We start from the raw sequence: 26,083 nt of genomic DNA, 5'->3' as shown, positions 1-26,083 counted from the left end.
ACGTACAAATACATAATAAAAAAATAAACAAGGAGGAGATAAAATGACTAAAAATAAGGAAGCTGGTTGGAATTTAGAAACGAGTTATGCTACATTACCACAATCATTTTATACAGAAATCCCCCAACTCCTGTACACTCACCGGAGTTAATTAAACTAAATAATTCTTTAGCAATATCTCTTGGCTTTAATCCTGAGGAACTAAAAAAGGACGCTGAAATCGCCATTTTAGCTGGTAATACTATTCCAGAAGGAGCTCATCCACTAGCTCAAGCGTATGCTGGGCACCAATTTGGTCATTTCAACATGTTAGGAGATGGTCGTGCCCTTTTAATTGGAGAACAAATTACTCCTTCAGGCGAACGGTTTGATATTCAATTGAAAGGTTCCGGTCCAACTCCATATTCACGCCGCGGTGATGGTCGTGCTGCACTCGGTCCAATGCTACGTGAGTATATTATTAGTGAAGCGATGTACGCGCTTGATATTCCAACTACTCGCAGTTTAGCAGTAGTCTCAACTGGCGAACCAATCTATCGCGAAACGAAGTTACCTGGAGCTATTTTAACTAGAGTTGCAAGCAGTCATATACGCGTTGGAACATTCCAATACGCCGCAGCTCGAGGCTCAATCGAAGATCTCAAAGCTTTAGCTGATTATACGATAAAAAGACATTATCCAGAGGTTGAATCTACTGAAAATCCATATGTCGCACTACTACAAGAAGTCATTAAGAGACAAGCAAGCCTTATCGCAAAATGGCAGCTCGTTGGCTTCATTCACGGCGTAATGAACACTGACAATATAACGATTAGCGGTGAAACGATTGATTACGGTCCATGTGCCTTTATGGATAGTTATAACCAAGGAACAGTATTTAGCTCTATTGACACACAAGGCCGTTATGCATATGGAAATCAACCATATATGGCTGCATGGGATCTCGCACGTTTAGCTGAATCTTTAATACCGATACTACATGAAGATGAAGAAGCAGCGCTAAAGATTGCACAAGATGAAATTTCGAAGTTTAGCGTGCAGTACGAAAACAATTGGTTCCTCGGAATGAAGAAGAAATTAGGACTATTTAGCAATGAAGAGCAAGATCAATCACTTATTGAGAAACTTTTAAAAGCAATGGAAAAATATAAAGCAGATTATACAAATACATTCCGTGCATTAACTGACACTACATTAGAAAATGCACCTTTATTTGAAAGTCCTGAATTTAAAGAATGGTACGAGCTATGGCAATCTCGGTTAGAAAGACAAAAAGAATCACAAGATGATGCCTACAAGTTGATGAAAAATAACAACCCAGTAATCATCCCTCGAAACCACAGAGTAGAAGAAGCACTAGAAGCAGCTGTTAAAAATGGAGAATATAGCGTAATGGAGAAACTTCTTCAAGCTTTAGCAAATCCTTATGAATATTCTCAAGAACAAGCGGATTACTGCACGCCTCCAGCGCCGACTAATCGTCCTTATAGGACTTTTTGCGGGACGTGATTTAGAGCACTAAGACTGTTTTTCTGCTCCTAATTGTATTATTTATTAGTGTAATTCCCACTAAATTCAAGTACACAATTCGTTATTTTCCATAAAGGAACATTATAAGTAGAAAAGGTGTTTTCGTATAAAAACACCTTTTCTACTTTTTCTCCATCTTGTGAAAAAAAAAACGTAATTTAATACTCTAGTTTGCGTTTCTTTTATGTATTACATATCGTTAGCATATTCTATGTGATTACAGTTGTATATTATCACCTCTATCAATTTCCTCCCATGCGAAAAAGATACATACACCAAACAAGCTGTCACGAACAAAGGAGAGCTCCTTACTTCCTACCTATTTCTTTCCTAATGCGTTAACTTGGTAACTGTTCTATTAAAATTCTTCTATTCAATCTTCATTTTTTCTTATTAAATCCAGGTACATCGATAAGGAACAACTATTCTCGAATATAAAAATCCAGCTATTGTACAAATGTTGATAAAAAATAAAGGAGAAGAGAATGAATCCATTTTAATATAACTAATGAGAATTTGTATGTTCCAATATCTTCACTATATTCCTCAACAATCTTTTATTAAAATTCATTACAATAGTTTAAAATTATGACGGATTACTTTCAACATAATGTGAAGGTAGCTCTAACAACAAAAAACTGGCTTGTAAACCTTTAATGTTTACAAGCCAGTAAATAATATCAACTAAAGCTAGCACTCTTAAAATAATACTTTAGAGTTGTCTTCCCTCTAAGTATACTAACTCAGGTCTCGTTGGAGACCACCCTTCTCCGTGAGTCGATTGTAACTTATTGACGACAGTATTTGCGGTTGCTGTTTGTTGAATCTTTGGAGTAGTATTTATCGTAAAAACTGTAATACCTGTAACAGCTAAACTCATTACCATTAAACTCAGTTTCTTCATTATTTTAACGCCCCTTTAGCTAAATTTGTTTTTCTTGCTTCAAGACTTAAACAAAAATATTCACTAGACGTTTTATAATCACACACCTCATATAACCTAGCTGCCATCACCTCAGCATATTCTTCTACATAATAAGAAAGATTCTCTTCTTTGAAATAAGAAATCCCTGTAACAATTACCCTTTTTAATTCCTCGATAGTCACATTATTATTTAATGCTTTTAAAATATTGAAATGATGTGTATATTCTTCATTCTCTACTTCTAAACAAAGTTCCAATCCTTTTTCAATAAGGATAGAAGATACATTTGTTTCACCTAACTTAGAATATTCCCTAGCTTGTAAAAAAACAGCTTTGAAATGATTAGGTATTTTCTCTGTTACTTCTGATAAGTGACGGATAGCTAATTCAGAAAGGTTTTGATTTGCATATAGCCACCCTAAGTTGTGCCGCACGAATGAAATTAATCTTTCTTCATTATTTTTTTGTAATAAATTTAATGCAGAATTTAAATGTTCCTCGGCCTGTTCAAACTGTTTTAGAGATACACAACTCATTCCAATAGTATTTTCGCAAGAAGCAGTATTACTTTCATAACCTTGGTGTTTAGAGAAGATATCTTTTGAAATAGTTGCATAGTGAACAGCTAAAAGTGGTTCATTATTATTATGATAGAATAAGGCTAACTTAGATTGAAATTCAGCTTGTTCAATTTCTTCTGGAACGTCTTTCAAAAAAACTCTGCTTTTTCATAATATTTTTTCGCTTCTTTATAATCTTTAATTATAGTAGCATATACCGCTTTACAAAAATGGTAATAATAAGACAAGAAACCATCCGTCGGAATTTTAAAAGAATCTATTTCGTCAAAGCTTCTCTTTGTGATACTAAATCTATCAACAAGCGTTTTATAACGAAAATCTAGTAAGAAATAATATAATAAATTTTGTTCTTGCAACATTTTATTTGATTCTTGTTTCAAAACATCAATATTTTTATCAATTTCTTGTTTTAAATTAGTTGCTTTTGACAATTGTTGTTGTAACATTGCTTGATACCATTCATTAAGTTGCTTTGTAACCTGTTCGCTTCCCTTCACTGGAATGTTCATAAGATCCCCCTTTTTTGAATATTCTCACATAAATAATAACAAATAGATATTAAGATATAAATATCTCATTAATATTTCTCAACATTTATTTAACATTAAATCCATTAAATTAATCACATGCTGTAAATTTTTTAAAACACTAAAGAAAATTGCCCCCCATAAATACAGCGTCTAAATCACTATAAAAATCTATAAATACAATATATTGACACTTTATAAATGTGTATTCACACCCCACCATTATTTTAAACACCCTTATTCATCAACCCTGCAATCCCCCTACTCCCCTCACTACCAACTTTCTCAAGTTCCTCCACAACTAATTTCCGTCTTTGCCCAGAATGATTTTGACTTAACTTCGCTTTTCCTTCTATATTATTTATCTTTATTTTGAACCCAACTATTCCCCTACTTAATCCTTCCATATAATTCGGATCTACATCCTTCAGTGAGTAGGTGCTCTTTGAGTTTTCATATTTATGTACTAAATCTTGAAGAGAATCTATTAATTCCTGTTCATCTTCAACAATTTCTAACTCTCCATATACATGCACCGCAACATAGTTCCATGTTGGTACTGCTTTATTTGTTTCATACCATGACGGAGAGATGTAACTATGTGGTCCTTGAAAAACAGCTAACACTTGTTGATTTTCACTATCTTTCCATTGCTCATTTGGACGTGCAAAATGCCCGGATAAAGTAAGTGTTTCCCTATTTAACAATAACGGTAAATGCGTTGCGTACGGTGCTCCGTTATGTTGAGAAAATAAAGTTGCAAAGCTATTTTGTTCAATAATTTCGTACTTCGTCTCTTCATCTTGTATAGTGAAATGTTTTGGTATGTACATAAGCTCCCTCTTTTCTTATCTTCTTATTTCTCATTATATTTACGAGATTTATTATTTGGCAGGGGCAGATTGTAATTGTTTTATAAGGTCAGTTCATATAGTAAAACCTCTTCTTCAAAAACAATAGGTGGCATTATATGATTTCTGCCACCTTAGTCTATTTTCGTATTGATACAAACTCTTCTATTCAACTATCCTTCATAGCTTTTTCTAATACAGCTTCAATAAATTCCGTTTTGCCTAAGCTATAACTTAAGCGATTTTCCGCCGTTTCTGCTAATTCTTTCTTTAGCTTTCCATATTCAATAACAACGTTTGGATTTCCACGAAGGTAATCACGAAACGCCACATGTCTTCTTAACTCTTCACTATTCTTATCGCATACATATAAATGATGTTCCATCCAAATTGTATTCTTCCCGTCCCTCGGAACATATTGATCCTTTCTCCCAAAAGCTTCTCTCCCCTTAAAACTCCACTCTTCTTGATGAAAATAACCTATCTGTTCAAGCCTCTTTATTACTTTCGGAAAAACATCATAATCTTCTATTACAACATCGACATCTAATATCGGTTTAGAAGCAAGGCCTTTAACAGATGTACTCCCAACGTGCTCTATAGAAAAAATGAGTTCTCCCATTACGTTATTAATCAACGTCTGTAATTTACAAAATTCACTTTCCCATTGTGTATTATATTTCTCAACAGTAATAAATCGTTTCAATTGACCACCCTTCTCAAATCACTTTTATAACCTCTGAATATGCGTATCCTTAAAATCAGTTTCATACTTCAATCCATACCCAAGCATTCGATCCATTCCAATATGTGCTGTCCATATTAAACCAACCATTAAAATTGTATCCATCTTTAAATAGACCCCTATTAAAACAAGTAATATTGATATGATATATGTGTGAAATAGATTATAAATTTGTGCACCAACACGTTTGTTAATAGCGTACGCCACCATTGCTAAATCAGGTGCAAAAAGTAATACGATAAATAATAACCAACTAAATCCACATAATGCATATATATAAATCGCAGCTAATAAGACGACCAATCCTTCAAAGTGTATAATTCGTTTCTCCAAAATTCATCATTCCTTATCTGTTAGCTTGAAAATTTTATTCGGATTTAAAATATTTTGCGGATCAAGAGCTTTCTTTATTTTCTCCATTACCAATAATACCGCGCCATGTTCTTCTTCTTGATACTTCCGTTTTCCGATTCCAACACCATGTTCTCCCGTACACGTTCCACCACGTTTAAGAGCATATAAAACGATACTTTCATTTATTTCATCCGCTTTTTCCACTTCTTCTTTATCGTTTGGATCAACCATTAAGAGCACGTGGAAATTCCCGTCTCCTACATGGCCAAGAATACCACCAACAAGACCTACTTTATCTAATGTCTCTTTCGCATGTTGGATTGCACCCGCTAATTCTGAAATTGGTACACATACGTCTGTACTCATAAGCTTTTTACCAGGATAGCTATGCACGTAAGAGTACGCTAGATTATGCCGTGCATCCCATAATTTATTTCTCGCCGCAGTTTCCGTTTCAAAAGCAACTTCTTTACATTTATGATCAAAAACAATTTCCTTCGTAAATTCAATGTCTTGCTTTAGCCCAGCTTCATTACCGTGAAACTCTAAAAACAATGTAGGCTCTTCTCTGTAACTTGTTTCATTATAATGATTTACTTGTTTCATAGATAATTCATCTACAAGTTCAATTCTCGCAATTGGAATACCCGCTTGCAGTATATTAATAACAGCTTCTACCGCATCATTTATAGTTGGAAACGATGCTCTCGCAGCCATAACATGTTCTGGTATGCCGTATACTTTTAATGTTAGCTCTGTAAAGCATCCAAGCGTACCCTCTGATCCTACGAAAATACCATTTAAATGATAACCTGATGATGACTTCGCCGCTAAATTGCCAGTATGTATCACTTGCCCATCAGCAAGCACCACTTCTAAATCACGAACTTGATCACGCATTACACCATACTTAACCGCTGTCGTTCCGCTCGCATTCGTAGCAGCCATGCCTCCTAACGTTGCATCTGCACCTGGATCTACACTAAAAAACAAACCGTACTTTTTCAATTCTTTATTGAGCTGAGAACGAGTCACTCCTGGTTGTACTTTCACAAGAAAATCTTTCTCTCTTATTTCAAGTATTTTGTTCATTAATGAAAAATCAACTGTAATCCCCTTTTCATAAGGAATTATATGACCTTCTAAACTAGAACCTACTCCAAATGGAATGACAGGTTTTTTATGCTCACTCGCTACTTTCATTATTGCTCTAACCTCTTCCAGCGTTTTTGGAAAAACAACTACATCAGGTAAACTACTATTATGGTAAGATTCATCTTTACTATGTAACTCTCTTACTGTCTTATTAACCACTACTTGATCTTCAGGAAGTACATCCTTTAATTCATTTACTAATCGCTCAATTGTTATTTCCATTACGCACTCTCCTTTTATATTATTTACTCTGCATTAATTATACCATTTTTATACATAATAATCAGAATAGTTAGATTCCTGAGGTTTTATATAAAAAAAGAACTTGCAGTATTCCCTACAAGTTCTTTTTTAAAACTATATTTTAGACGATTTTTTCAATAAAATCATAAACCAAACTAAAGTAAATGCCATCAGAGAATGAGAGAACCCTACAATATAAGTTAACCCTTTAAAGTCCGCTCCATTTAGTTGAAGAAGTCCTCTCGCTGCTAGCGAACCTAACATTAAAGTTAATGCGATATTATGTAAAACAAACCATTTATTAAATCCTTTCACTTCATGAAACGCGAATACTTTCGCTAATCCTAAAGCAATTAAAAAGAAGAAAAAGCCAAGTACTAACGTATGCGTATGCAAAAGATTTAATAAAGTAGAGCCTAAAATCCCTTTATATTTTCCATACTCCCTAGCAAATATTCCTGACAATAAACCGATAATCAAATAAGTAAACGATGCATTATATAATTTCTTCATTATGTACCTCCTTAAGTAGAATGTGTAGTGTGTCATATTTAGTAATAATGATAGTTATATAGTAAAAACTCCTAGTTTCCTAGGAGTCATTGTATAAGTATCTCACTCTTTACAATCAATCCTAATTATAAAATATCCTTTTATACAAAACAATCGAACTTTATGTGAACAGTAACTCTCAATTAAAATAACTTGCACTTTTATTTCGCACAATCCATACTAATTGTTATAACTTTTAAAGGGGGTGCAATAGATTGATAGTTCTTGAAACTGAAAGACTCACTCTTCGCTGGCTCGATATAAAAGATGCTCCGTTTATTCTTGAATTAGTAAATGATCCTGCATGGATTCAATTTATTGGTGATAAAGGGGTTAAAAACTTAGAAGATGCAAAAAAATACATCTTAAATGGACCCGTCGATATGTACAATAAAATGGGCTTTGGTCTTTACTTAGTTGAACGAAAAGAAGATCTCACACCAATTGGTATGTGCGGCCTTATTAAAAGAGATTCATTAGAAGATGTTGATATCGGCTTTGCTTTTTTAGAAAAATTCCGTTCAAAAGGGTACGGCTATGAATCAGCTGCTGCAGTAATCGAATACGGTGTACAAAAGCTCGGACTAAAACGAATTGTAGCAATTACTTCTATAGATAATGTTGCTTCAGGCACGCTGTTAGAAAAAGTAGGATTGCGATTCGAAAAAATAATTTCAGACTCAGGAGAAGATCTAAAATTATTCGGGTATAACGCATAACAAAAAAGGGTCGCCATGAATGGCGACCCTTTTTTTCACTTCACTTCTACCGTATAATTCCCTGTTCCACCACCATACTGGTATACATGTAAATAATACTTCCCTGGATACGTATAGTAACTACCTACTAATTTATTTCCTTGTTGCTGTGCATACGTAACATAATTATTTAAATCTGCTTCTGAATAAAGAACCCAGTTTACTCCAATATTATTTTCCTTCGTTACATTAATTTGAAGGTTTTTCGCAGTTTCTACATTTATTTCAAAGAAATCACTTGTATCCCCGTTTCCTAAACTTGCACGTAAAACTTGATTTAACTGCAGTTTATTTGCCGTTTGGAATGAATTATTTGGCTCTTTTTCTACACTGTTCTCTTCTTTCTTTTGAACCGTTACACTTGTTGTAGCAGTATTAGTTAATCCTTTATCGTCTGTTACTGTTAATTTCGCCGTATACGTCCCTTCTTTTGTATAAACGTGAGTTGGATTTTGTTCATTACTTACAGTACCATCACCAAGCTCCCATTTATAAGAAATAATTTTCCCATCTTCATCTTTTGATCCATCGCTTTTAAACGAGATTGCTTCATTCGTATGTCCGCTATACGGACCATTTATAACCGCGACCGGCGCTTTATTCACTGCACCTTCTTCTGTATTAATACCGTGGAACACAACATCATATTCAAATTGCCCTGATGCATTTACACGGTAATTCACGAAGTAAGCTGTTACTGTTTTATAGCCTGTCCATTCTTTTGCACTTAAACGTTTTAACGTATCATTAACGTTTTGCGTAATTGTTTTCCAGTCTTCATTTTCTCCTTTTGCAGCAGTACCTGTATACGTTCCTTGCAGTGTAAATGTATTAAAGAATTGTGATTTATTTTTCTTTACTGATACATTACTTAATTTTGCTTCCGCTGTAATTTCTGCGGCAATATCTGAAACTGGTTTCGGTGCATGAGTTGCTAAATAATCATCTGACACTAACGGAACATTATATTTCTCACGGTTGTCTACTAACATTTGCATATAGTCTTGATACTCTTTATTTAAATTCGCATCTTTACTTAAAGCAGAGCGGTATGCATCATATGCTGTTACATCATTTTTCCTAATAAGATCATGAACTTTATCAAACATATCGTATCTCTTATTGTACATATACGATTGTAAAGCAAAGGAATAATTGTAGAAATCCCACGTTCCATACTTTGCATTTAACGTTCGCTCTGCGGTATAACGTTCTGCTGGATTCGAAGATAGTCCTCCTATAATGCTCTTTCTCGGAACAACATTATCCGTTCGCGTTGCGCCTGCAAAAAACTCTGCATTTCCTTCTTCAAACCAAGATAATCTCTCATTCTCATACATCTTACCTTGTCCCCAAAGTCCTGGCACTTCATATCTACCTTGTAAATAATGCGTGAATTCATGTCGGAACAATTCTTCTAAACTATAAATACTCTCCTCGGGTGTACGTTCATAAGTAAAGAACGTGCCTGTTCCTTCTATATAAAGACCGCCGTTATTCGTTTCATATCCGTACAATTGACGGTTAAATTGATATTCAGCTGGGCTATTGTAAATAACCATCGTTAATACATCATCAGCATTCCCTTTTTCTAAAGGCTGATCACTTTCCACAGTACGATGGAATTGAGCTTTCACTTCTTTTGCCGCCCAATATAACCGTTTTACTTTTTCTTCTGTCACTTTATCTCCAGCTTTTAAAACAATTGCTCCATCATCAAATGTATACGTTTTTGGTAAATACTTTTTCTTCCCATCTTCTCGTATTTGATCTAAATTAACAACGTTACCATTTGCATCTTTCCCGCCATAATTCGTCGTAATTTGCTCAGCTGCTACGAAATATTGCTCCCCTAAATAAGGATAAATTTTCATCGCATCTGTTACAACTTGCAATCCTTTCGTCCCTGTACTATGGAACATACCGAGTCTACCTGTATAATAGATCCCATTATTAATAAGCCATCCGTTTTTCGCTGTAATCGTTCCCATTAACGCAAATCTACTTAACTCATTAATATAACTATCTATTTTTTGATACCACATTGTATCTTTCGGTGCTTTATTCGTATCGTACAAATACGATTGAATATCATAATCGACACCTTGCATAATATCGTACACTGCATTACCTGCTGAACGATTATCTATAAATGTAGAAAGATTATCATTATATTGCTTGAAAATGTTCGCAGCTGATGAAATCGTTTCCGCATCACTAGAAGCGTTTCCTATTAATTTCCCATATGATGATACAACTTTATTTTGTTCTAACGTACCGAGTTTGAAATTTTGGTTTTGGGAAATCGATTTCAATGCAGGCAAGCACTTGTCATGATAGCTCCGCTCATTAAGTTTACTTAATTCTGCATTATAAAACCCTAAATAAAACCCAGAGCGCAATACCTCTACTAACGTTTCAATCCCTTTTGAATCATCCTTCGTATAAGCTTGTCCTTGCTGCTTCAATTTATCAATAATCGCCTGCATCCTACTATCATTTTGATAGAATGCAAGGCTGTCCTTATTAAACTGAAATAGCCCCGTAATTTGTTCCCAATTAATAGTTACGAGCAAATCTACTAACTGCTGATTACTTAATTGATTTAATTCAGCAATTGTATAAGTTTTCGCCACAGCTAATTGCTTACTTTCCTTTTTTACTTCAGGCGGTCTTTGCGATAAATCAGCAAATTGTAGCCTTTTCTCAAAAGACTTGCTTTCTAATACTTTCGATGAATGAGCTAATTCTTCCACGGGCAGTTGTACACCAACCGGCTCCATTTTTAGCACATTTCGATATGAAACTTGCTCTCCCTTAGTATCTTCCGCCAATATGCTTCCTTGAAAACTCCCTAACATTAAACTAGCAAAACTTACCCCTACTAAAACTTTTTTTGAATAGCCTTTCATGCTCTCCCCTACCTTACATTTTTTAGTGTCCCGCCCCATTATTTTACTATTCTGACTATTTATTCTGTATTGAGAAAAAAGAAGGGAACGTTCACACATGTATCCATTCAAAGCGAAATTAACACTTGACTTCACATGTGATTTATGTCAAAAAAGGATAGATACTAGCGAAATTCCTGCTACATCTATCCTCTATTTCAACACTATGATTTTAACTTTATAAACGTAATTTCCGGCAATGTTTGCATATGCTGAATAAATTCATTCTTTTCTTCTGACGATATATTTTTCAATTGCATTCCTACCTTATAAACTATTTCTGTATCTTGCTGTAAAGCTTCAACTTCATATGAAAGTATTGGAATACCTTTCACTCGTAGCGTCTCTACTATTTGTTGTACCGCTTCGTGTTTATTTATACACATTTGCACTGTTATATTTTGCGGAAATAAAAGTTGCACCTTAAAAATACGACTTACAATCTCTAAACCAATCAAAACGAGAATCATCGCTCCAATCCCTACAACATACATACCTGCTCCAATTGCTAGCCCTATTCCTGCTGTAGCCCATAAACCAGCCGCTGTCGTTAATCCTTTCACTGCCTGCTTTTGAATAATGATTGTACCTGCACCTAAAAATCCAACTCCACTAACAACTTGCGCTGCAATCCGGCTCGGATCAAGAGCCATATGTTCTTCAAACACAATATCCGAAAAAGCATATTTCGAAACGACCATTATTAAAGCACTCCCTACGGCTACTAGGAAATGTGTTTTTAATCCAGCTTCTTTTGAGCGAATTTCCCTTTCAATACCGATTATCGCCCCTAACAAACCAGCAACACCGATTCGTATAATAAAATCAATATGTAAGCTCACGAGCACTTCCCCCTTTTATTCATTATAGAGAGATAAAACAAAAATTATCACATGCATCTACCCATCGATATAAAAGCAGTTTATTAAAATACATTTAATATCCCAGTGATTTTATGTTAATATTTTAAATATTAACATAAATAAAACAACCTACTTCTCATACAAAAAAACTTTAAAGTTCAACGTCTAACTTATTTTCAGTTAAAAATGGCATATGAGTTGCGTGAAATGAGGTTGAGAAAGTCAGGAAACGCTTTCATTTTATATCATAATTTTTGTGAAATAAACATAAATAAAAGGAGCTTACTAACAATGAACATCTCTTTACTTACACCTACTACTGATTTACAAGAAGAATACTTAGATTTTTATAACGAATGGAAAGATAGCGGTGAAACGATGATTCCATGGGTTATTTCAAAAAATCCTTCTAATTTCACGGCAATGATTCAAGAATTACACGACGCACATAACGGAATAAATATTCCTGAAACTTGGGTACCAGATTCTACTTATTGGCTTGTTACAAATGAAAATAAAATTGTAGGAGCTGTTAATATTCGTCATAGTTTGACGGAGCATTTATTTAATGCTGGAGGCCATATCGGTTATGGTATTCGCCCTTCTGAAAGAAGAAAAGGTTATGCTACAAAGTTACTAGAGTTATCATTAGAAAAAACGAAAGAATTAAACATCACGAAAGCACTTGTCGTTTGCGACGAAGTGAATACCGCTTCAGAGAAAACGATTTTACATAACGGCGGTCTCCGTGATGATGATTTCACTGAAGAAGATGGGAATGTTGTGAGAAGGTATTGGATTGAGCTCTAAATAATCAAAAACAAGCCAGAAAGTGATTAAACACTTTCTGGCTCCTTTTATCCCGCGTTAACGGGCAGTACAACTCCCACCTCAAAATTCAGCTGGAACAAAGAAGTTAGGTGGGAGATTAACTGCCCATAAACGCCCGATTGGTGAAGGCTAATAATCAGTGGGGGATGAACAAAACCCCCACTGATTAAAGTTTCACTTTAAACTGCTTCTATTTCAAACTGCACTGTAATACCACCTGGATCTACTACAGTAAATCCATTTGAAGTTTCATTTATTTCATGTTGTTTTTCTATTAATCTTTCTTTCACTTCATCTAACGCTTCTTTATGCGGTAGTACTATCGTATACACTTTTAGTCCAGTTGCATGTGCTGGTGGATGTGGATTATTTACCCCGTTCCACGTATTTGCACCGATATGGTGATGATAGCCTCCTGCCGAAATAAATAAGCAATCATCTTCACGCTGCTGCACTTCAAAGCCTACTGTTTCTACATAAAACTCATGTGACTTTTCTACATCAGCTATTCGTAAATGGACGTGCCCAACGACAGTGTCAGCAGGTAATCCATCAAACTCATAATTAACGAGCGTTGCCAGTTCTTTTAAATCTAGTGGCGTACTTCCTCCTGGCCCTTCTCCCCACTGATCACGCGGACGGTCTGCATATATTTCGATACCATTACCCTCTAAGTCTTGTAAATAAAATGCCTCACTATACGTATGATCACTTGCGCTATTAAACCTTGAAATTGGTAAAATTTCATTTGAATATGTATAACGCCCTTCTTGCTCAGCCGGACTATCAATTACCTTTTTATTGCGAATAACACCAAATAGTGCCGAAGCAAAAGCTTCACGAGTCGGAACTAAAAAGGCAACGTGATATATACCCGTCGTACGCGGTTCTTGTAGCGCTGCATCTTCCAACTGCTCAAGAACAAGTAACGTATTCTTACCACCTTTTCCTGTTAAATATGCTTTATTCCCCTCTTGCTTACTTACCTCTAACCCTACTACATTCTCATAAAAAGCAATTTGACGCTCTAGATCTTTTACTTTAAATGCAACATGACCAATACGTGTTTTCGGATGAATTTGTACCATGAATAACTTCCTCTCCAGTTCCCTTTAGTTTTTTATGTAAGTTGATAGGCAATAGGCCCATTCAACGAATACACCTTAATTTTGTTTTTTTGTAGCATGAACTTTTAGCCATTTTTTCGATATGTCACTTAATGTTCCATCTTGCTCTAATTCTTTTAACGCCTTGTTTATATCTTCTAACTTTTCACTCTTTTTTGCAAATGGAAATGCAATCTCTCCCCATTCAAGTGGGCCAAATCCAACTTTGACATTATCTAGTTTCGCCTTTGTTATTGTTGTTTCCACTTGAACTTTATCATTATAATAAGCATCGACGCGTCCGAATCCTACTTCGTTCAATTCCGCCGTTGGGTCCTCTGAGTACGTTTTAATCGTAAAAGCATTATTTTTATTTAAAGCTTTTAACTCTTGCTCTCCTGCTGTACCAAGTCCAACACCTACAGTCTTTCCTTTTAGATCCTCTAGCGATTTAATTGTATTATTATTTTTCTTCACCGCAAAAACAGAACCCGAATACACATACGGGATCGAAAAGTCATATTTCTTTTTTCTTTCCGGAGAAACGGATAATTCATTTGCAATCGTATCAATACGGCCTGAATCTAATAAACCGAATAATCCTTCAAAATCAGAAACATTCCATTCTACTTTATATCCAGCTTTTTTAGCCTGTTGCTGAGATTTCATGGGGCCAGTCCCTCCATCTCTCTCGATAAGAAAACTAAGAATTAAATCCATATTTTTTTGCACATACAAACAATACGCCATCAAAATTACTATTTCTAATAAACCGTACACAAAAAGCCGGCACTTCACTCCCGTACTCCCAAACTCACCAACGCCTCTTTCCGAACCCGATAGATCGTTCACTGGCACTAGGAAGCATTGCGCGATTCTGTCGCCCTTACTGATTTTGATTCCTTCATACTTAATTGGTGCTGTTATTATGAATAAGGTCTTTCTATTATACAGTTTAAGAAACTTTTCTTATCTGAATCCCTATTTTTTATCGCATACCTCTCAACTTCTTAATAATTATATTTGGTGTTAACCACTCATCGCAATTAAAATCAGAAATAGATTCTTCAATATCTAAACGTTCTTGGAATTCTACTAAGTAAAGATACTGTACAAAAAAAGCAAGAATTCCTTCATCAAATAGTTGTACATATTGATAGAATGCATCATCGTTTTTTTGTGTTAAAATATATCATTATTTTTGCGTCATGATTCCTAGTTAAGCACACTTATTTTAACTAATTAATTTTTTATACTATCAATGGAATCAATTGCTCAATCTGAAGGTAATTTTTATTGAAAATAACTTCTTGATTTTTATCTATTTTTTCTACTGCGACAGACAACATATAGCCTGCGGAGGGATTAAAGGAATAATATAGTATATCTTCATTTGGATTGACATCTTTGCATAACGGAACTGTAAATGTAAACGGTGATAATGAGAATCCTTTACCAATAAGCTTCATATACGCTTCTTTTCTTGTAAATATTTGATAGAATAGATTCTTTCTATTCTTAAAATCACTTTGAGAGTTTACGTAAGAAATCTCTTTTGGTAAAAAAAACATTTCCATTAATTCAAGATAATCTATTTCTGTGTTTTCAACATCAATACCTAAACGCCCTACCCTTGTTATGCCACATACTAATTTACCATCTGTATGTGACAAGTTAAAATTTAAACCATGAGGTTGGTTACTTAAATAAAGCTTCCCATACTTGTTTTTAGAGAAAGAGATTTCTCTTGCATTTTTTTTGAAAACCTTTCCTAAAATACCTTTCAATAAAATTCTACCTATTAAAAATTCTATCTGTTTTTTTTCTATCTTATATTTATTAAATTGTTTTACTTCTTCGGAATCCAGTATATAGGTGTATTGCTTTAATTCATCTATCCCTATTTCAATTGGAATTGAAATAATAAATATGAAAACATTTTTATCCTCTAAAAAGATTTTTTCATTTAGCAATAATTTTTTCATAAAATCCTCTTTTTCTATCTTCTTATTTAATTGGCTATTCTGATTCATTAGGAACCTAAATAATCTTTATCTATTTAAAATATTGTTATCTTGCATAATTTGTTTAATAATTTTCAGAGCCTGATTAATATCTTGAGTATTCACGCCAGAATGTGTCACAGCACGAATTCTGCCATGTCCTAATTCCGCTATGTTTAAGTCATGTTCTCTAGCTTTCTCAATAAAAGTCTTCCAAGTATAGCGTTTATCTATTACTTGAAAAAAAACAATATTGGTATCTACAGAGTCCACATCACACTCAATTCCTTCTATTTGTGCAAGTCCTTCAGCTAGCTGCCGAGCATGCACATGATCTTCCGTTAGACGATCATTCATTTGCTTTAACGCAATTAAAGCTGGAGCAGCAATAATACCAGCTTGTCTCATTCCACCACCTAACATTTTTCGAATACGGTATACTTTCTGAATAAAATCTTTCTTTCCAGCAATCATAGACCCAATTGGAGCCGACAAACCTTTAGATAAACAAAATTGAACTGAATCTGCATATTGAGCAATCTCTTTTACCGGTATATCCATTGCAATAGCTGCATTAAATATACGTGCCCCATCCATATGTATAGGAATCTCTTTTTGTCTTGAAAACATTTGTACTTCTTTAAGATATGATAGAGGTAAAACTCTTCCCCCCATTCGATTGTGAGGATTTTCAAGACAGATTAGAGAAGGTAATGAAAACTGTGGATCAGTTGGATCTTCTGGAAATGCCCTAGCTAAATCTTTGATTAAAAGGCGACCATCTGCTTGCGTTGGAATAGGTTCATACATAATGCCACCACAAACAGAAGCTCCACCAGCTTCATAAATATAAATATCCGTTTCATTGCCTACTAGTACTTTTGAACCTCTTGGGCAATATGCCATTAAGGCAGCCAAATTTGCCATTGTTCCACTAGGCATTAGAATAGCAGCTTCCTTCCCCATCATTTTGGCAACTAAAGTTTCAAGTTCATTCACAGTCGGATCTTCTTGATATACATCATCCCCAAGTGGTGCATGAATAATTGCCTTTAACATTTCCACTGTTGGCAGCGTGAACGTATCACTTCTTAATTCAATCATTTTATAATTACCTCCTATATTTCTAATAACCTCTCATTATTTTACCAAGGAATAAAGAACAAATATTTTATTGAACCAACTAAATTACTCTCCTCTTATAGATAAGATTTATTCTCAACTAAAAATGTATTTTCAATTATAAATAAGTGAATTTTCTAACGAAAATAAACGAATTTAGTATTTTAGCTACTCTGATGCTTTACACCATGAAAGTATATAAACCAATTGCGCTACATAAAAATTATCACAGAAAATCTGTGTAAAGTGAAGTCGATTACTAATAAACAGTAAGAAGATAGTACAATATCTACAAATCGGAATTACAAACCATTTTCTGATACTCTCTACTTTTTAGATCTCGTAAAAAAACTACAGGGAATGTTTCCAATTCTTTCACTTTACTTGTCTTATAATTGTTTTTAAAACTCCATTAGCATAAAAAGTTTTTTCTGAGCATCCAAATATTTTGTTTGTATTTTCCATTAAGCAAATCTTTAAACCTATTTCTTATATCTATGAATTGATAATTTTTTATCCTATAATGATGTAACCTGTTTCACTTTCTCCACTACCATCTCGGTTTTCCAAATCTTATTTCTAAAGATGATTCCAATCCCACCTAATAGAAACATAGCACTCCCGATCCATACATAAACTTGACTTACTCCTATGAGCTTAACGAACACTCCGCCTATAAGTGGAGGTACAATAAACATCAAATTTGATAGAGAACTTTGAATACCAAATACTCGACCAGCTGTTTCTATATCTGTTTCTTTCTGTAAAATGATGTTAAATGAAATAAAGAATAATCCGCTTCCTATTCCAGCAATAAAACCAATCACAAAAGTAAAAAAAACAGGGGTTGTCTCAGTAAAAAGACCAAGGCTTCCAAATCCTAAACCTATTAGAGCAATTCCACCACCAAGAAACCAGCCATATTTCAACTCTCCTATTCTCTTGATAAGCAAAACACCGCAAACTCCCCCTAAGCCCACAATTGCATTAATCCAACCCACCATTTCCGGAGAATTCGGGAATAATTCGCGCATTAGGACAGGAACTTGCGATTCAACGAGCTGCAGAATACCCACTCCACATAATCCATAGAACATAGTATAAAAAATGATTTTTCTATTCCATACATACTTCCAACCTTCAAGCCAAGCAGAAAAAAATCCTTGTCGTTCTGTTTTTTGTATTTGTTCGAATTGTTTTTTATCCTTCACCATTTTACTAATACTCAATAAAATAAAAGCGGAGCACAAACTGCTGACTCCTCTAACCGACATAGAAATCTGTGGTGACAGTCCAGTGATTAACATTGCCCCTAAGAGTGGTCCCGCAATTCTCCCCACTTGATCCATCAATCCATTCCAGGATGTAGCTTGAGCTAAGTGGTGCTCATGAACCACTTGCTTCGTCAAAGCTTGATGAGCTGGTTGAAAAAAAGAAGCAAATGTAGATCGAACAGCGAGTAATAAGAGTAACCAGTACACATTAGGAACAAATACCAAGATAAAGGTAACGATTGCAATAAGAACATCTGCAATGATCATAATTCTCAACTTTTTGAGGCGATCAGATAACACTCCTGCCCATGATCCAAATAGAATCATTGGGAGAGCATATGCAATAGGGATCAAACTTATGATGATAGGATCTGATTTCCACGTATAACTAACTAATGTAGCGACAGCTATCATATCTAAATAGACACCAAAAATAGAGATGGAAAAAGCAGAGAACATTCTAACATAAATACGATTACCCCATAGTGAAGCTATTTCATTCATGATTCATCCTCCATAAGATTAATTGTTTATGCGATATTGAGAACACAATGCATATCCCATCACATTATGGATTTGCATTAATTAAATTCGTAATATAAATTATTAATAGCTATCCTGCGACAGAAAATAATCTAATTGAATGTTAAAAATCACTGCATCGCCTATCCACAGGGAATATCAATTTTTTAGAAAATAGAGGCACTGCCAATTCTTCAACAAAATTTGCTAATAGTAGTATTATCAAGTACAAGAGCAATCTGAGACCCTTCCCATTCCTTTTGGAAAGATTCGCTGTGGTAACTTATCTATACCGCAAGGAATGAGGTAGTGTCTCAATATTTTTCACTTGAAAATTATTTTTGAGGATTCATAGTTTTAAAGAATTTTTAACCACTGTTTGTATCAGTGAAGCAACAACTCTGATAATGCGGACTTTATAACTCTCAAGACTTTGCCCTTAGTCGAACAATTCGTTGAGTTCTCCTTTTGTAAAAAGTACATCTACCGAACCTAGTTGAATCTCACGCAAGCGCTTTTCTGGATGTTTTACCACACTCTCAAGCACAAGTTGAAATTGCGAAATCATTTTTTCAATCGTTTCCTTCCTAAATAGATCGGTACTGTACTCCACGTTACCTATCAATTTCCCCCCACGTTCTTCCATAAAAAAAGTCAAATCAAACTTTGAAAATTTTTCTTCCACTTCGCAAACTGTCATTCTGATATCATGGCAATCTAGTAGGATTGTAGGTACCTCCTTTTGTAAAACAAACATCACTTGACACAGAGGAGAATAAGAACGATTTCGCTCTGGGTGGAGTTCCTCAACTATCTTCTCAAACGGAATATCTTGATTTGCATATGCCTCTAGAGCCATTTCTCGTACTTGTTGCAATACTTCTTGGAAGGTTGGATTACCAGACAGGTCTGTTCTCAGAATCAAAGTGTTAACAAAAAAACCAATCAATCCCTCAGCTTCGCTACGGTTGCGATTGGCAACTGGAAACCCAACCGAAATATCCTCTTTCTCTGTCTCACGAAACAATAAAGTTTTATAAGCTGCCATCAGAGTCATGAACAGCGTAACTCCAGCAGTACGAGATAATGTTTTCAATGCAGAACTGAGTTCTATCGACAGTTCAAATTTCTGTACAGCCCCTCGATATGATTGGACTAGTGGACGTGGATAGTCTGTTCGTATTTCTAAGAGAGGTGGTGCATCTGCTAGATGTCGTTTCCAATAGCCAAGTTGACTCTCTAACACGCCCCCTTCTAACCACTTACGTTGCCACGCTGCATAATCTACATATTGTACTGGGAGCTCTGGTATTGAAAATGATTGACCAGTTGCAAAACTTTCATAGAACTGTCCAAATTCTCGTATCAGCAATTCATTAGACCAGCCATCAGATATAATATGATGCATTACCATGACAAGTACACATTCACATTTCCCTATTTTAACCAGATGACTACGGAATAGAGGTCCTCGAGACAAATCAAACTTATAGTCTGTGAGTTCTTTAATCAGTTGCTGTACCTGTGTACTTTGCACCCCTAAATCATCCCTACTCAAATCAATAACAGATAATTGTATCTCAGACGGTGGCTTGATTACTTGCATAGGGGAACCCTCTATCTCTGTAAAAGTAGTACGTAGTACTTCATGACGATTTACAATCTCCTGTACAGCAGATACAAGAGCTTGTTCATTTAAATTTCCCACAATGTGTAGCGGAAGAACAATATTATATAGAGCACTTGCTCCCTCCAGCTGATCTATGAACCACAAACGATGTTGGGCATAGGAGAGTGGCAATGGATTTCCTCGCTCTACGCGATTCAGCGGAGGAAGATTTCGTTTCTGTCCTCTTTGACGCAACTGAACTACCCGTTCAGCTAAAGTCTCAACTGTCGAATACTCAAAAAGTTCCCGTACTGAAAGTTCAATCTGGAACGCATCTTGTAACCGAAAAGTTACTTGTGTTGCTAAAAGAGAGTGTCCACCTAACTCAAAGAATGAATCCTGAATCCCAATGTGCTCCATACCTAACACTTCACTCCAGATAGAAGCTACTAATTCTTCCACAGGAGTTCGAGGAGAAAGCACATTCTCTATAACTAATTGCTCCTTTGGAGCGGGCAAGATTTTCCGGTCAATTTTTCCATTTGGAGTAAGTGGCAGAACCTCCATTTCTATAAAGTGTGTAGGAATCATATAACTAGGTAATCGGCCCTTGAGATGTTCTCTCCATTCATTGCTATTTCCATTACCAACCACATACGCTACGAGACGTTTATCCACAGGATTATCTTCTCTTGCTAAAACCACCACCTCTTTCACAGAAGAATGTTCAAGTAAAGCTGCTTCTATTTCTCCTAGTTCAATGCGAAAGCCTCTGATTTTAACTTGGCTATCAATCCGGCCTATATATTCTAAATTTCCATCTGGAAGATATTTTACTAGGTCCCCTGTCCGATACAGCCGCTCTCCTTGCTTGAATGGATGAGGAATAAACCGTTCACTGGTTAATTCAGGGCGATTCAGATATCCACGTGCTAAACCTACGCCTCCAATATACAATTCTCCAATCACTCCAATTGGAACTGGTTGCATCAAAGAATCAAGTATATAAAATTGCTTGTTGGTAATAGGCCGTCCGATTGGTACAGGACCTTTTTGAATCTCACTTGCATGATAGACAGAACAACCAACTACCGTTTCAGTAGGTCCATATTCATTAATTATCCTAGTCTCAGGAGCTGCTTGCTGCCAGAAAGTGATATTCTCCCCTAGCAGTGCTTCTCCACCGATTACGACTGTACGTACTCGATTCGCCAAATCTTCTGATGACAATTGCTGATTAAGCAATTGTAGATGTGCTGGAGTAATTTTAAGTAAGCTGAGATTCTTATATTTTCGTAACATCTCACTTAACTGCTCAATCTCTTCCCCTTCGCGAAGTAAGATCGCTTTACCACCGATTAATAGAGGTGGAAATAAGCTAGTAATCGTTGCATCAAACGCTAGTGATGATGACACAATCGTGCCAATCCCCTTTTCTACTTCGTAAGCATCCAAAGCCCACGTTAAATAGTCAATCAAACCATGGTGTTCTATCATAACCCCCTTCGGATTTCCCGTAGATCCAGAGGTGTAAATGACATAAGCTAAATTCTCTATCGTTACTTTACTATCAGGTGAAGTGCTATTTTCCAGATAGATCTTCTCTTGATCCCGATCCAAACAAATCACTTCTATTTCTTCTGAAAATAATTCTAGTAACGTTTCTTTTGTTACAAGCACTTGTATCCCTGCATCCTCTACAATATATCTCAATCGTTTTTGTGGATATGTCGGATCCAGTGGGACGTAGGCTCCTCCTGCTTTCAGAATACCAAAGAGACCTACTATCATCTCTGGAGAACGCTCTACACATAAGCCAACCAATGAATCTGGTCCAATCCCTCGCTTCTGTAGATAATGAGCTAGCTGATTCGCCTTCTCATTCAACTCTTGATAAGTTAGTTTTTGGTCTTCATATACTACCGCTACTGCTTCTGGAGTACGTTCTGCTTGTTCCTCAAGTTGTTTATGAATTACATCCTTACGTGGATACCCCACTTGAGTATTATTCCAATTAATTAACATTAGTTCTCTTTCCGTTTCCGTTAATAGAGAAATTTCGCTTAACCGTTGTTGTGGATCAGAAGAAATACTTCTAAGCAGACAGCAAAAATGCTCTGCCATACGCTCTATCGTCACCTTATCAAATAAGTCAGTATTGTATTCCAGACTCGCTTGTAAACCATTCTCCACCTCTGTCACAAATAAAGTAAGATCAAATTTAGACATTTCTGTATCAAATGTGTGCTGACATATATTCAGCCCTGGTATTTTTTCTTCTTTAAAGAGACTATTTTGCATTACAAACATTACTTGAAACAATGGAGAATAGCTTTGATTCCGTTCTGGATGTAATTCTTGAACCAATTTTTCAAATGGTATATCTTGATGCGCGTATGCTTCCAATGAGACACGCCTAACTTGTTCCATCAATTCAGTGAACCTTGGATTATTAGACAATTCCGTACGCATTACCAATGTGTTCACAAAAAAACCTATTAACCCCTCAATTTCAGTGCTGTTACGATTGGCTATCGGTGAACCAATTAGTATATCTTCTTGTCCGCTATATCGATAGAGTAATGTATTTAACGCAGCAAGTAGAGTCATGAATGTCGTCATACCAAATTTATGAGACAATTCCTTAATACGCTTAGACAAATCTTGTGAAATCACAAATTCATGAATAGCGCCATGAAATCTCTGCACAGGTGGACGTGGTTTATCAATAGGTAACTGTAAAACGGGTAGTATTCCACTAAGTCTTTGCTTCCAATACCGTAACTGTTGCTTCAGCACATTTCCTTGTATCCATTCTTGTTGCCAGTGTGCATAATCAGCATATTGAATCGGTAGCTCGACCAATGGGGAGGGTTTCCCCACATTAAATGCAGAATACAGAATCATTAATTCCTTTTTGAACAATTCCGTTGACCACCCGTCTGAAATTATGTGATGTACAATCCAGATCAGATAATAATCCTGCTTACTAGTCTGTACCAATACACTACGGAATAATGTACCTTGAGATAGATTGAATGGCTTATCATTTAGTTGTTTCGCTAAATGGTATACATCTTCCACTTCTGCCTGATCTAAGTGAATCAATGGCACATCCACTTTAATCTGCTCTTGAATTTGCTGAACAGGTCCATTCTCTCCTTCCCAAATTCTTGTACGAAATGATTCATGACGCCTAACTATTTCAGTGATACTACTCTTAAAAGCTTTAATATTTAAGTTCCCTTCCAGATGCAAGACAATGGGTATATTGTATACAGAATATTCTTGGTTAAGACTATGTAAAAACCACATTCGCTGTTGAGCATAAGAGAGCGATAATGGCTTGCCTCTCTCTACTCGCTTCAGCGGAGGAAGATCTCGTTTCTGTCCTCTTTGACGCAACTGAACTACCCGTTCAGCTAAAGTCTCAATTGTCGAATACTCAAAAAGTTCCCGTACTGAAAGTTCAATTTGAAATGCATCTTGTAACCGAAAAGCTACTTGTGTCGCTAAAAGAGAGTGCCCACCTAACTCAAAGAATGAATCCTGAATCCCAATATGCTCCATACCTAACACTTCACTCCAGATAGAAGCTACTAATTCTTCCACAGGAGTTCGAGGAGAAAGCACATTCTCTATAACTAATTGCTCCTTTGGAGCGGGCAAGATTTTCCGGTCAATTTTTCCATTCGGAGTAAGTGGCATAACCTCCATTTCTATAAAGTGTGCAGGGATCATATAACTAGGTAATCGGCCCTTGAGATGTTCTCTCCATTCATTCCTACTTCCATTACCAACCACATACGCTACGAGACGTTTATCCCCAGGATTATCTTCTCTTGCTAAAACCACCACCTCTTTCACAGAAGAATATTCAAGTAAAGCTGCTTCTATTTCTCCTAGTTCAATTCGAAAGCCTCTGATTTTAACTTGGCTATCAATCCGGCCTATATATTCCAAATTTCCATCTGGAAGATATTTCACTAAGTCCCCTGTCCGATACAGCCTTTCTCCTTCTTTGAATGGATGCGGAATAAAACGTTCGGACGTTAACTCTGGACGATTCAAGTATCCCCTCGCTAGGCCTGCTCCACCGATATAAAGTTCACCCGTCACACCAACTGGAACAGGTAACCAATTCCTATCTAATACATAGGTTTGAACGTTCGGCAACGGACGCCCAATGGTTACTCTCTTGCTATCTTTTTTGATATGATAACATGTTGCATCAACAGTACATTCTGTAGGACCATATACGTTATAAAAATGAATTTTATCAGCCTCAACTAGTTGTTCCCACAGTGACGGCATAATCAATTCTCCACCAACCAGTACCTTGCTTGGAACATGAACACCATCGTTCATTTCTAACAACCCACCATCTATGAGTAATTGAAGTAATGAAGGTGTTATATCGAACATTTCCAACTTGTTCTCCCGAATATAAGATACAAACTGTCGAGGATTACTGCGAACCTCGTTCGGGATAATATACAAACTAGAACCATACAAAAGCATTTGTAATTGCTGAACAGATGCATCAAAAGCAATTGAAGCATTTAAGCCGACGCGCATGCTAGTGGGTATCTCATGTAAAAAAACTTCTTTCTGTAAACCATAGGATAGATTTAGTACAGAATGATGCTGCACCAAAGCCCCCTTCGGATTTCCCGTAGATCCAGAGGTATAAATGACATAAGCTAAATTCTCTATCGTTACTTTACTATCAGGTGAAGTGCTATTTTCCAGAGAGATTTTCTCTTGATCCCGATCCAAACAAATCACTTCTATTTCTTCTGAAAATAATTCTAGTAACGTTTCTTTTGTTACAAGCACTTGTATCCCTGCATCCTCTACAATATATCTCAATCGTTTTTGTGGATATGTCGGATCCAGTGGGACGTAGGCTCCTCCTGCTTTCAGAATACCAAAGAGACCTACTATCATCTCTGGAGAACGCTCTACACATAAGCCAACCAATGAATCTGGTCCAATCCCTCGCTTCTGTAGATAATGAGCTAGCTGATTCGCCTTCTCATTCAACTCTTGATAAGTTAGTTTTTGATCTTCATATACTACCGCTACTGCTTCTGGAGTACGTTCTGCTTGTTCCTCAAGTTGTTCATGAATTACATCCTTACGTGGATACCCTACTTGAGTATTATTCCAATTGACTAATATTTGCTGTTGTTCTGTCTCATTTAAGAGTGGGAGACGTGTAATCTGCTCCCCTAGGTTACAAACAATCCCTTCTAATAAAACCTGGAAACTTTCTAACATCCGGATGATTGTATCCTGCTCAAAAAGTTCTGCATTATAATAAAATGTCAAGTTTGCTACTTCTTCAGCAAAACTACTGAGTAAGTACAAATCGTACCCCTCTAGTTTCCTGTTATCAAGCCCAACTTCATTCTCAATATGTTGAAATAATAACGGTATAGATCCTTTTTCCCATAACCACTCTTGAATATTAGCTTTTTTCTGAAAGCCAGTATGCAGTTGTTCAAGCAATTTCCGAAACGATATCTCACCTAAACTATCAAACAAAGCCAACTCGAATCGGTCTGTATTAACTATG

Annotated in this window: 15 protein-coding genes and 4 pseudogenes; 3 read left to right on the top strand and 16 right to left on the bottom strand. The window is 35.9% G+C overall.

The window, feature by feature from the left end; all coding sequences use genetic code 11:
* The first annotated feature begins 43 nt into the window (after positions 1–43).
* Positions 44–1,509: pseudogene (locus tag JFU20_RS25205) on the top strand (protein adenylyltransferase SelO).
* Positions 1,510–2,242: 733 nt separating this feature from the next.
* On the opposite strand, the gene JFU20_RS25200 reads toward JFU20_RS25205, so the two are convergent.
* From JFU20_RS25200 to JFU20_RS25170, 7 genes and pseudogenes are all read right to left on the bottom strand, one after another.
* Positions 2,243–2,434 (bottom strand): Phr family secreted Rap phosphatase inhibitor, encoded by a 192-nt coding sequence (locus JFU20_RS25200; RefSeq protein ID WP_002165311.1) that lies wholly within the window; start codon positions 2,432–2,434, stop codon positions 2,243–2,245.
* A pseudogene (locus tag JFU20_RS25195) lies at positions 2,434–3,545 on the bottom strand (response regulator aspartate phosphatase). Before JFU20_RS25195 ends, JFU20_RS25200 begins: the two are co-directional and overlap by 1 nt.
* 245 nt (positions 3,546–3,790) lie before the next feature.
* A complete protein-coding gene (locus JFU20_RS25190; RefSeq protein WP_002014171.1) occupies positions 3,791–4,396 on the bottom strand; it encodes an FMN-binding negative transcriptional regulator in 606 nt (201 codons plus the stop codon).
* 187 nt (positions 4,397–4,583) lie between these two features.
* The gene (locus JFU20_RS25185) at positions 4,584–5,120 is read right to left on the bottom strand and encodes a GrpB family protein (RefSeq protein WP_002165309.1); all 537 of its coding nucleotides are present in this window, start codon (positions 5,118–5,120) and stop codon (positions 4,584–4,586) included.
* A 24-nt stretch (positions 5,121–5,144) separates the two neighbouring features.
* Entirely contained in the window at positions 5,145–5,492 is a 348-nt protein-coding gene (locus JFU20_RS25180; protein WP_000415340.1) for a DUF4260 domain-containing protein, read from the bottom strand.
* Between the two features lie 6 nt (positions 5,493–5,498).
* Positions 5,499–6,890 (bottom strand): FAD-binding oxidoreductase, encoded by a 1,392-nt coding sequence (locus tag JFU20_RS25175; RefSeq protein WP_201038997.1) that lies wholly within the window; start codon positions 6,888–6,890, stop codon positions 5,499–5,501.
* Between the two features lie 135 nt (positions 6,891–7,025).
* Complete coding sequence (locus JFU20_RS25170) at positions 7,026–7,424, bottom strand: DUF2871 family protein (protein WP_002014161.1); 399 nt, start codon at positions 7,422–7,424, stop codon at positions 7,026–7,028.
* Positions 7,425–7,678: 254 nt separating this feature from the next.
* Here JFU20_RS25170 and JFU20_RS25165 point away from each other — a divergent pair, with 254 nt between their 5' ends.
* On the top strand, positions 7,679–8,182 hold the full coding sequence (locus JFU20_RS25165) for a GNAT family N-acetyltransferase (RefSeq protein WP_002014160.1): 504 nt from the start codon (positions 7,679–7,681) through the stop codon (positions 8,180–8,182).
* Between the two features lie 35 nt (positions 8,183–8,217).
* Here the strand turns inward: JFU20_RS25165 and colA are convergent, their stop codons facing one another.
* Both colA and JFU20_RS25155 read right to left on the bottom strand, forming a co-directional pair.
* Positions 8,218–11,133 (bottom strand): collagenase ColA, encoded by a 2,916-nt coding sequence (gene colA / locus JFU20_RS25160; RefSeq protein ID WP_002165307.1) that lies wholly within the window; start codon positions 11,131–11,133, stop codon positions 8,218–8,220.
* A gap of 203 nt (positions 11,134–11,336) precedes the next feature.
* Positions 11,337–12,014 carry an MgtC/SapB family protein gene (locus tag JFU20_RS25155; RefSeq protein WP_002165304.1) on the bottom strand — a complete coding sequence of 226 codons (678 nt, stop codon included), beginning with the start codon at positions 12,012–12,014 and terminating at the stop codon, positions 11,337–11,339.
* 312 nt (positions 12,015–12,326) lie between these two features.
* Between JFU20_RS25155 and JFU20_RS25150 the strand changes: the two genes are divergently transcribed.
* The gene (locus JFU20_RS25150) at positions 12,327–12,845 is read left to right on the top strand and encodes a GNAT family N-acetyltransferase (protein ID WP_002014154.1); all 519 of its coding nucleotides are present in this window, start codon (positions 12,327–12,329) and stop codon (positions 12,843–12,845) included.
* A gap of 200 nt (positions 12,846–13,045) precedes the next feature.
* Here the strand turns inward: JFU20_RS25150 and JFU20_RS25145 are convergent, their stop codons facing one another.
* From JFU20_RS25145 to JFU20_RS30875, 7 genes and pseudogenes are all read right to left on the bottom strand, one after another.
* Positions 13,046–13,954 (bottom strand): VOC family protein, encoded by a 909-nt coding sequence (locus JFU20_RS25145; RefSeq protein WP_002014152.1) that lies wholly within the window; start codon positions 13,952–13,954, stop codon positions 13,046–13,048.
* A 75-nt stretch (positions 13,955–14,029) separates the two neighbouring features.
* Positions 14,030–14,770: a transporter substrate-binding domain-containing protein gene (locus tag JFU20_RS25140; RefSeq protein WP_002165303.1), complete on the bottom strand. Its 741-nt coding sequence runs from the start codon at positions 14,768–14,770 to the stop codon at positions 14,030–14,032.
* 190 nt (positions 14,771–14,960) lie between these two features.
* Positions 14,961–15,122 (bottom strand): annotated as a pseudogene (locus JFU20_RS30230) (acyl carrier protein); the annotation flags it as partial.
* Positions 15,123–15,222: 100 nt separating this feature from the next.
* Positions 15,223–15,957, bottom strand: a complete 735-nt coding sequence (locus JFU20_RS25135) for a 4'-phosphopantetheinyl transferase family protein (protein ID WP_242488155.1) — start codon at positions 15,955–15,957, stop codon at positions 15,223–15,225.
* Between the two features lie 66 nt (positions 15,958–16,023).
* Positions 16,024–17,079: a low-specificity L-threonine aldolase gene (gene ltaE / locus JFU20_RS25130; RefSeq protein WP_002014149.1), complete on the bottom strand. Its 1,056-nt coding sequence runs from the start codon at positions 17,077–17,079 to the stop codon at positions 16,024–16,026.
* 536 nt (positions 17,080–17,615) lie between these two features.
* Entirely contained in the window at positions 17,616–18,875 is a 1,260-nt protein-coding gene (locus JFU20_RS25125; RefSeq protein WP_002014148.1) for an MFS transporter, read from the bottom strand.
* A 523-nt stretch (positions 18,876–19,398) separates the two neighbouring features.
* A pseudogene (locus JFU20_RS30875) lies at positions 19,399–25,914 on the bottom strand (amino acid adenylation domain-containing protein); the annotation flags it as partial.
* Positions 25,915–26,083 lie beyond the last annotated feature (169 nt).

Source organism: Bacillus sp. TH30 (genome assembly GCF_016650875.1).
Classification (GTDB): domain Bacteria; phylum Bacillota; class Bacilli; order Bacillales; family Bacillaceae_G; genus Bacillus_A; species Bacillus_A mycoides.
This window is presented reverse-complemented; position numbering and strand designations above follow the sequence as displayed.

What these genes read in the sequence shown, in the direction of transcription:
- JFU20_RS25200 (WP_002165311.1), bottom strand. Translation starts at nt 2,434, where the DNA reads ATGAAGAAACTGAGTTTAATGGTAATGAGTTTAGCTGTTACAGGTATT.
- JFU20_RS25190 (WP_002014171.1), bottom strand. Translation starts at nt 4,396, where the DNA reads ATGTACATACCAAAACATTTCACTATACAAGATGAAGAGACGAAGTAC.
- JFU20_RS25175 (WP_201038997.1), bottom strand. Translation starts at nt 6,890, where the DNA reads ATGGAAATAACAATTGAGCGATTAGTAAATGAATTAAAGGATGTACTT.
- JFU20_RS25170 (WP_002014161.1), bottom strand. Translation starts at nt 7,424, where the DNA reads ATGAAGAAATTATATAATGCATCGTTTACTTATTTGATTATCGGTTTA.
- colA (WP_002165307.1), bottom strand. Translation starts at nt 11,133, where the DNA reads ATGAAAGGCTATTCAAAAAAAGTTTTAGTAGGGGTAAGTTTTGCTAGT.
- JFU20_RS25150 (WP_002014154.1), top strand. Translation starts at nt 12,327, where the DNA reads ATGAACATCTCTTTACTTACACCTACTACTGATTTACAAGAAGAATAC.
- JFU20_RS25145 (WP_002014152.1), bottom strand. Translation starts at nt 13,954, where the DNA reads ATGGTACAAATTCATCCGAAAACACGTATTGGTCATGTTGCATTTAAA.
- JFU20_RS25135 (WP_242488155.1), bottom strand. Translation starts at nt 15,957, where the DNA reads ATGAAAAAATTATTGCTAAATGAAAAAATCTTTTTAGAGGATAAAAAT.
- ltaE (WP_002014149.1), bottom strand. Translation starts at nt 17,079, where the DNA reads ATGATTGAATTAAGAAGTGATACGTTCACGCTGCCAACAGTGGAAATG.
- JFU20_RS25125 (WP_002014148.1), bottom strand. Translation starts at nt 18,875, where the DNA reads ATGAATGAAATAGCTTCACTATGGGGTAATCGTATTTATGTTAGAATG.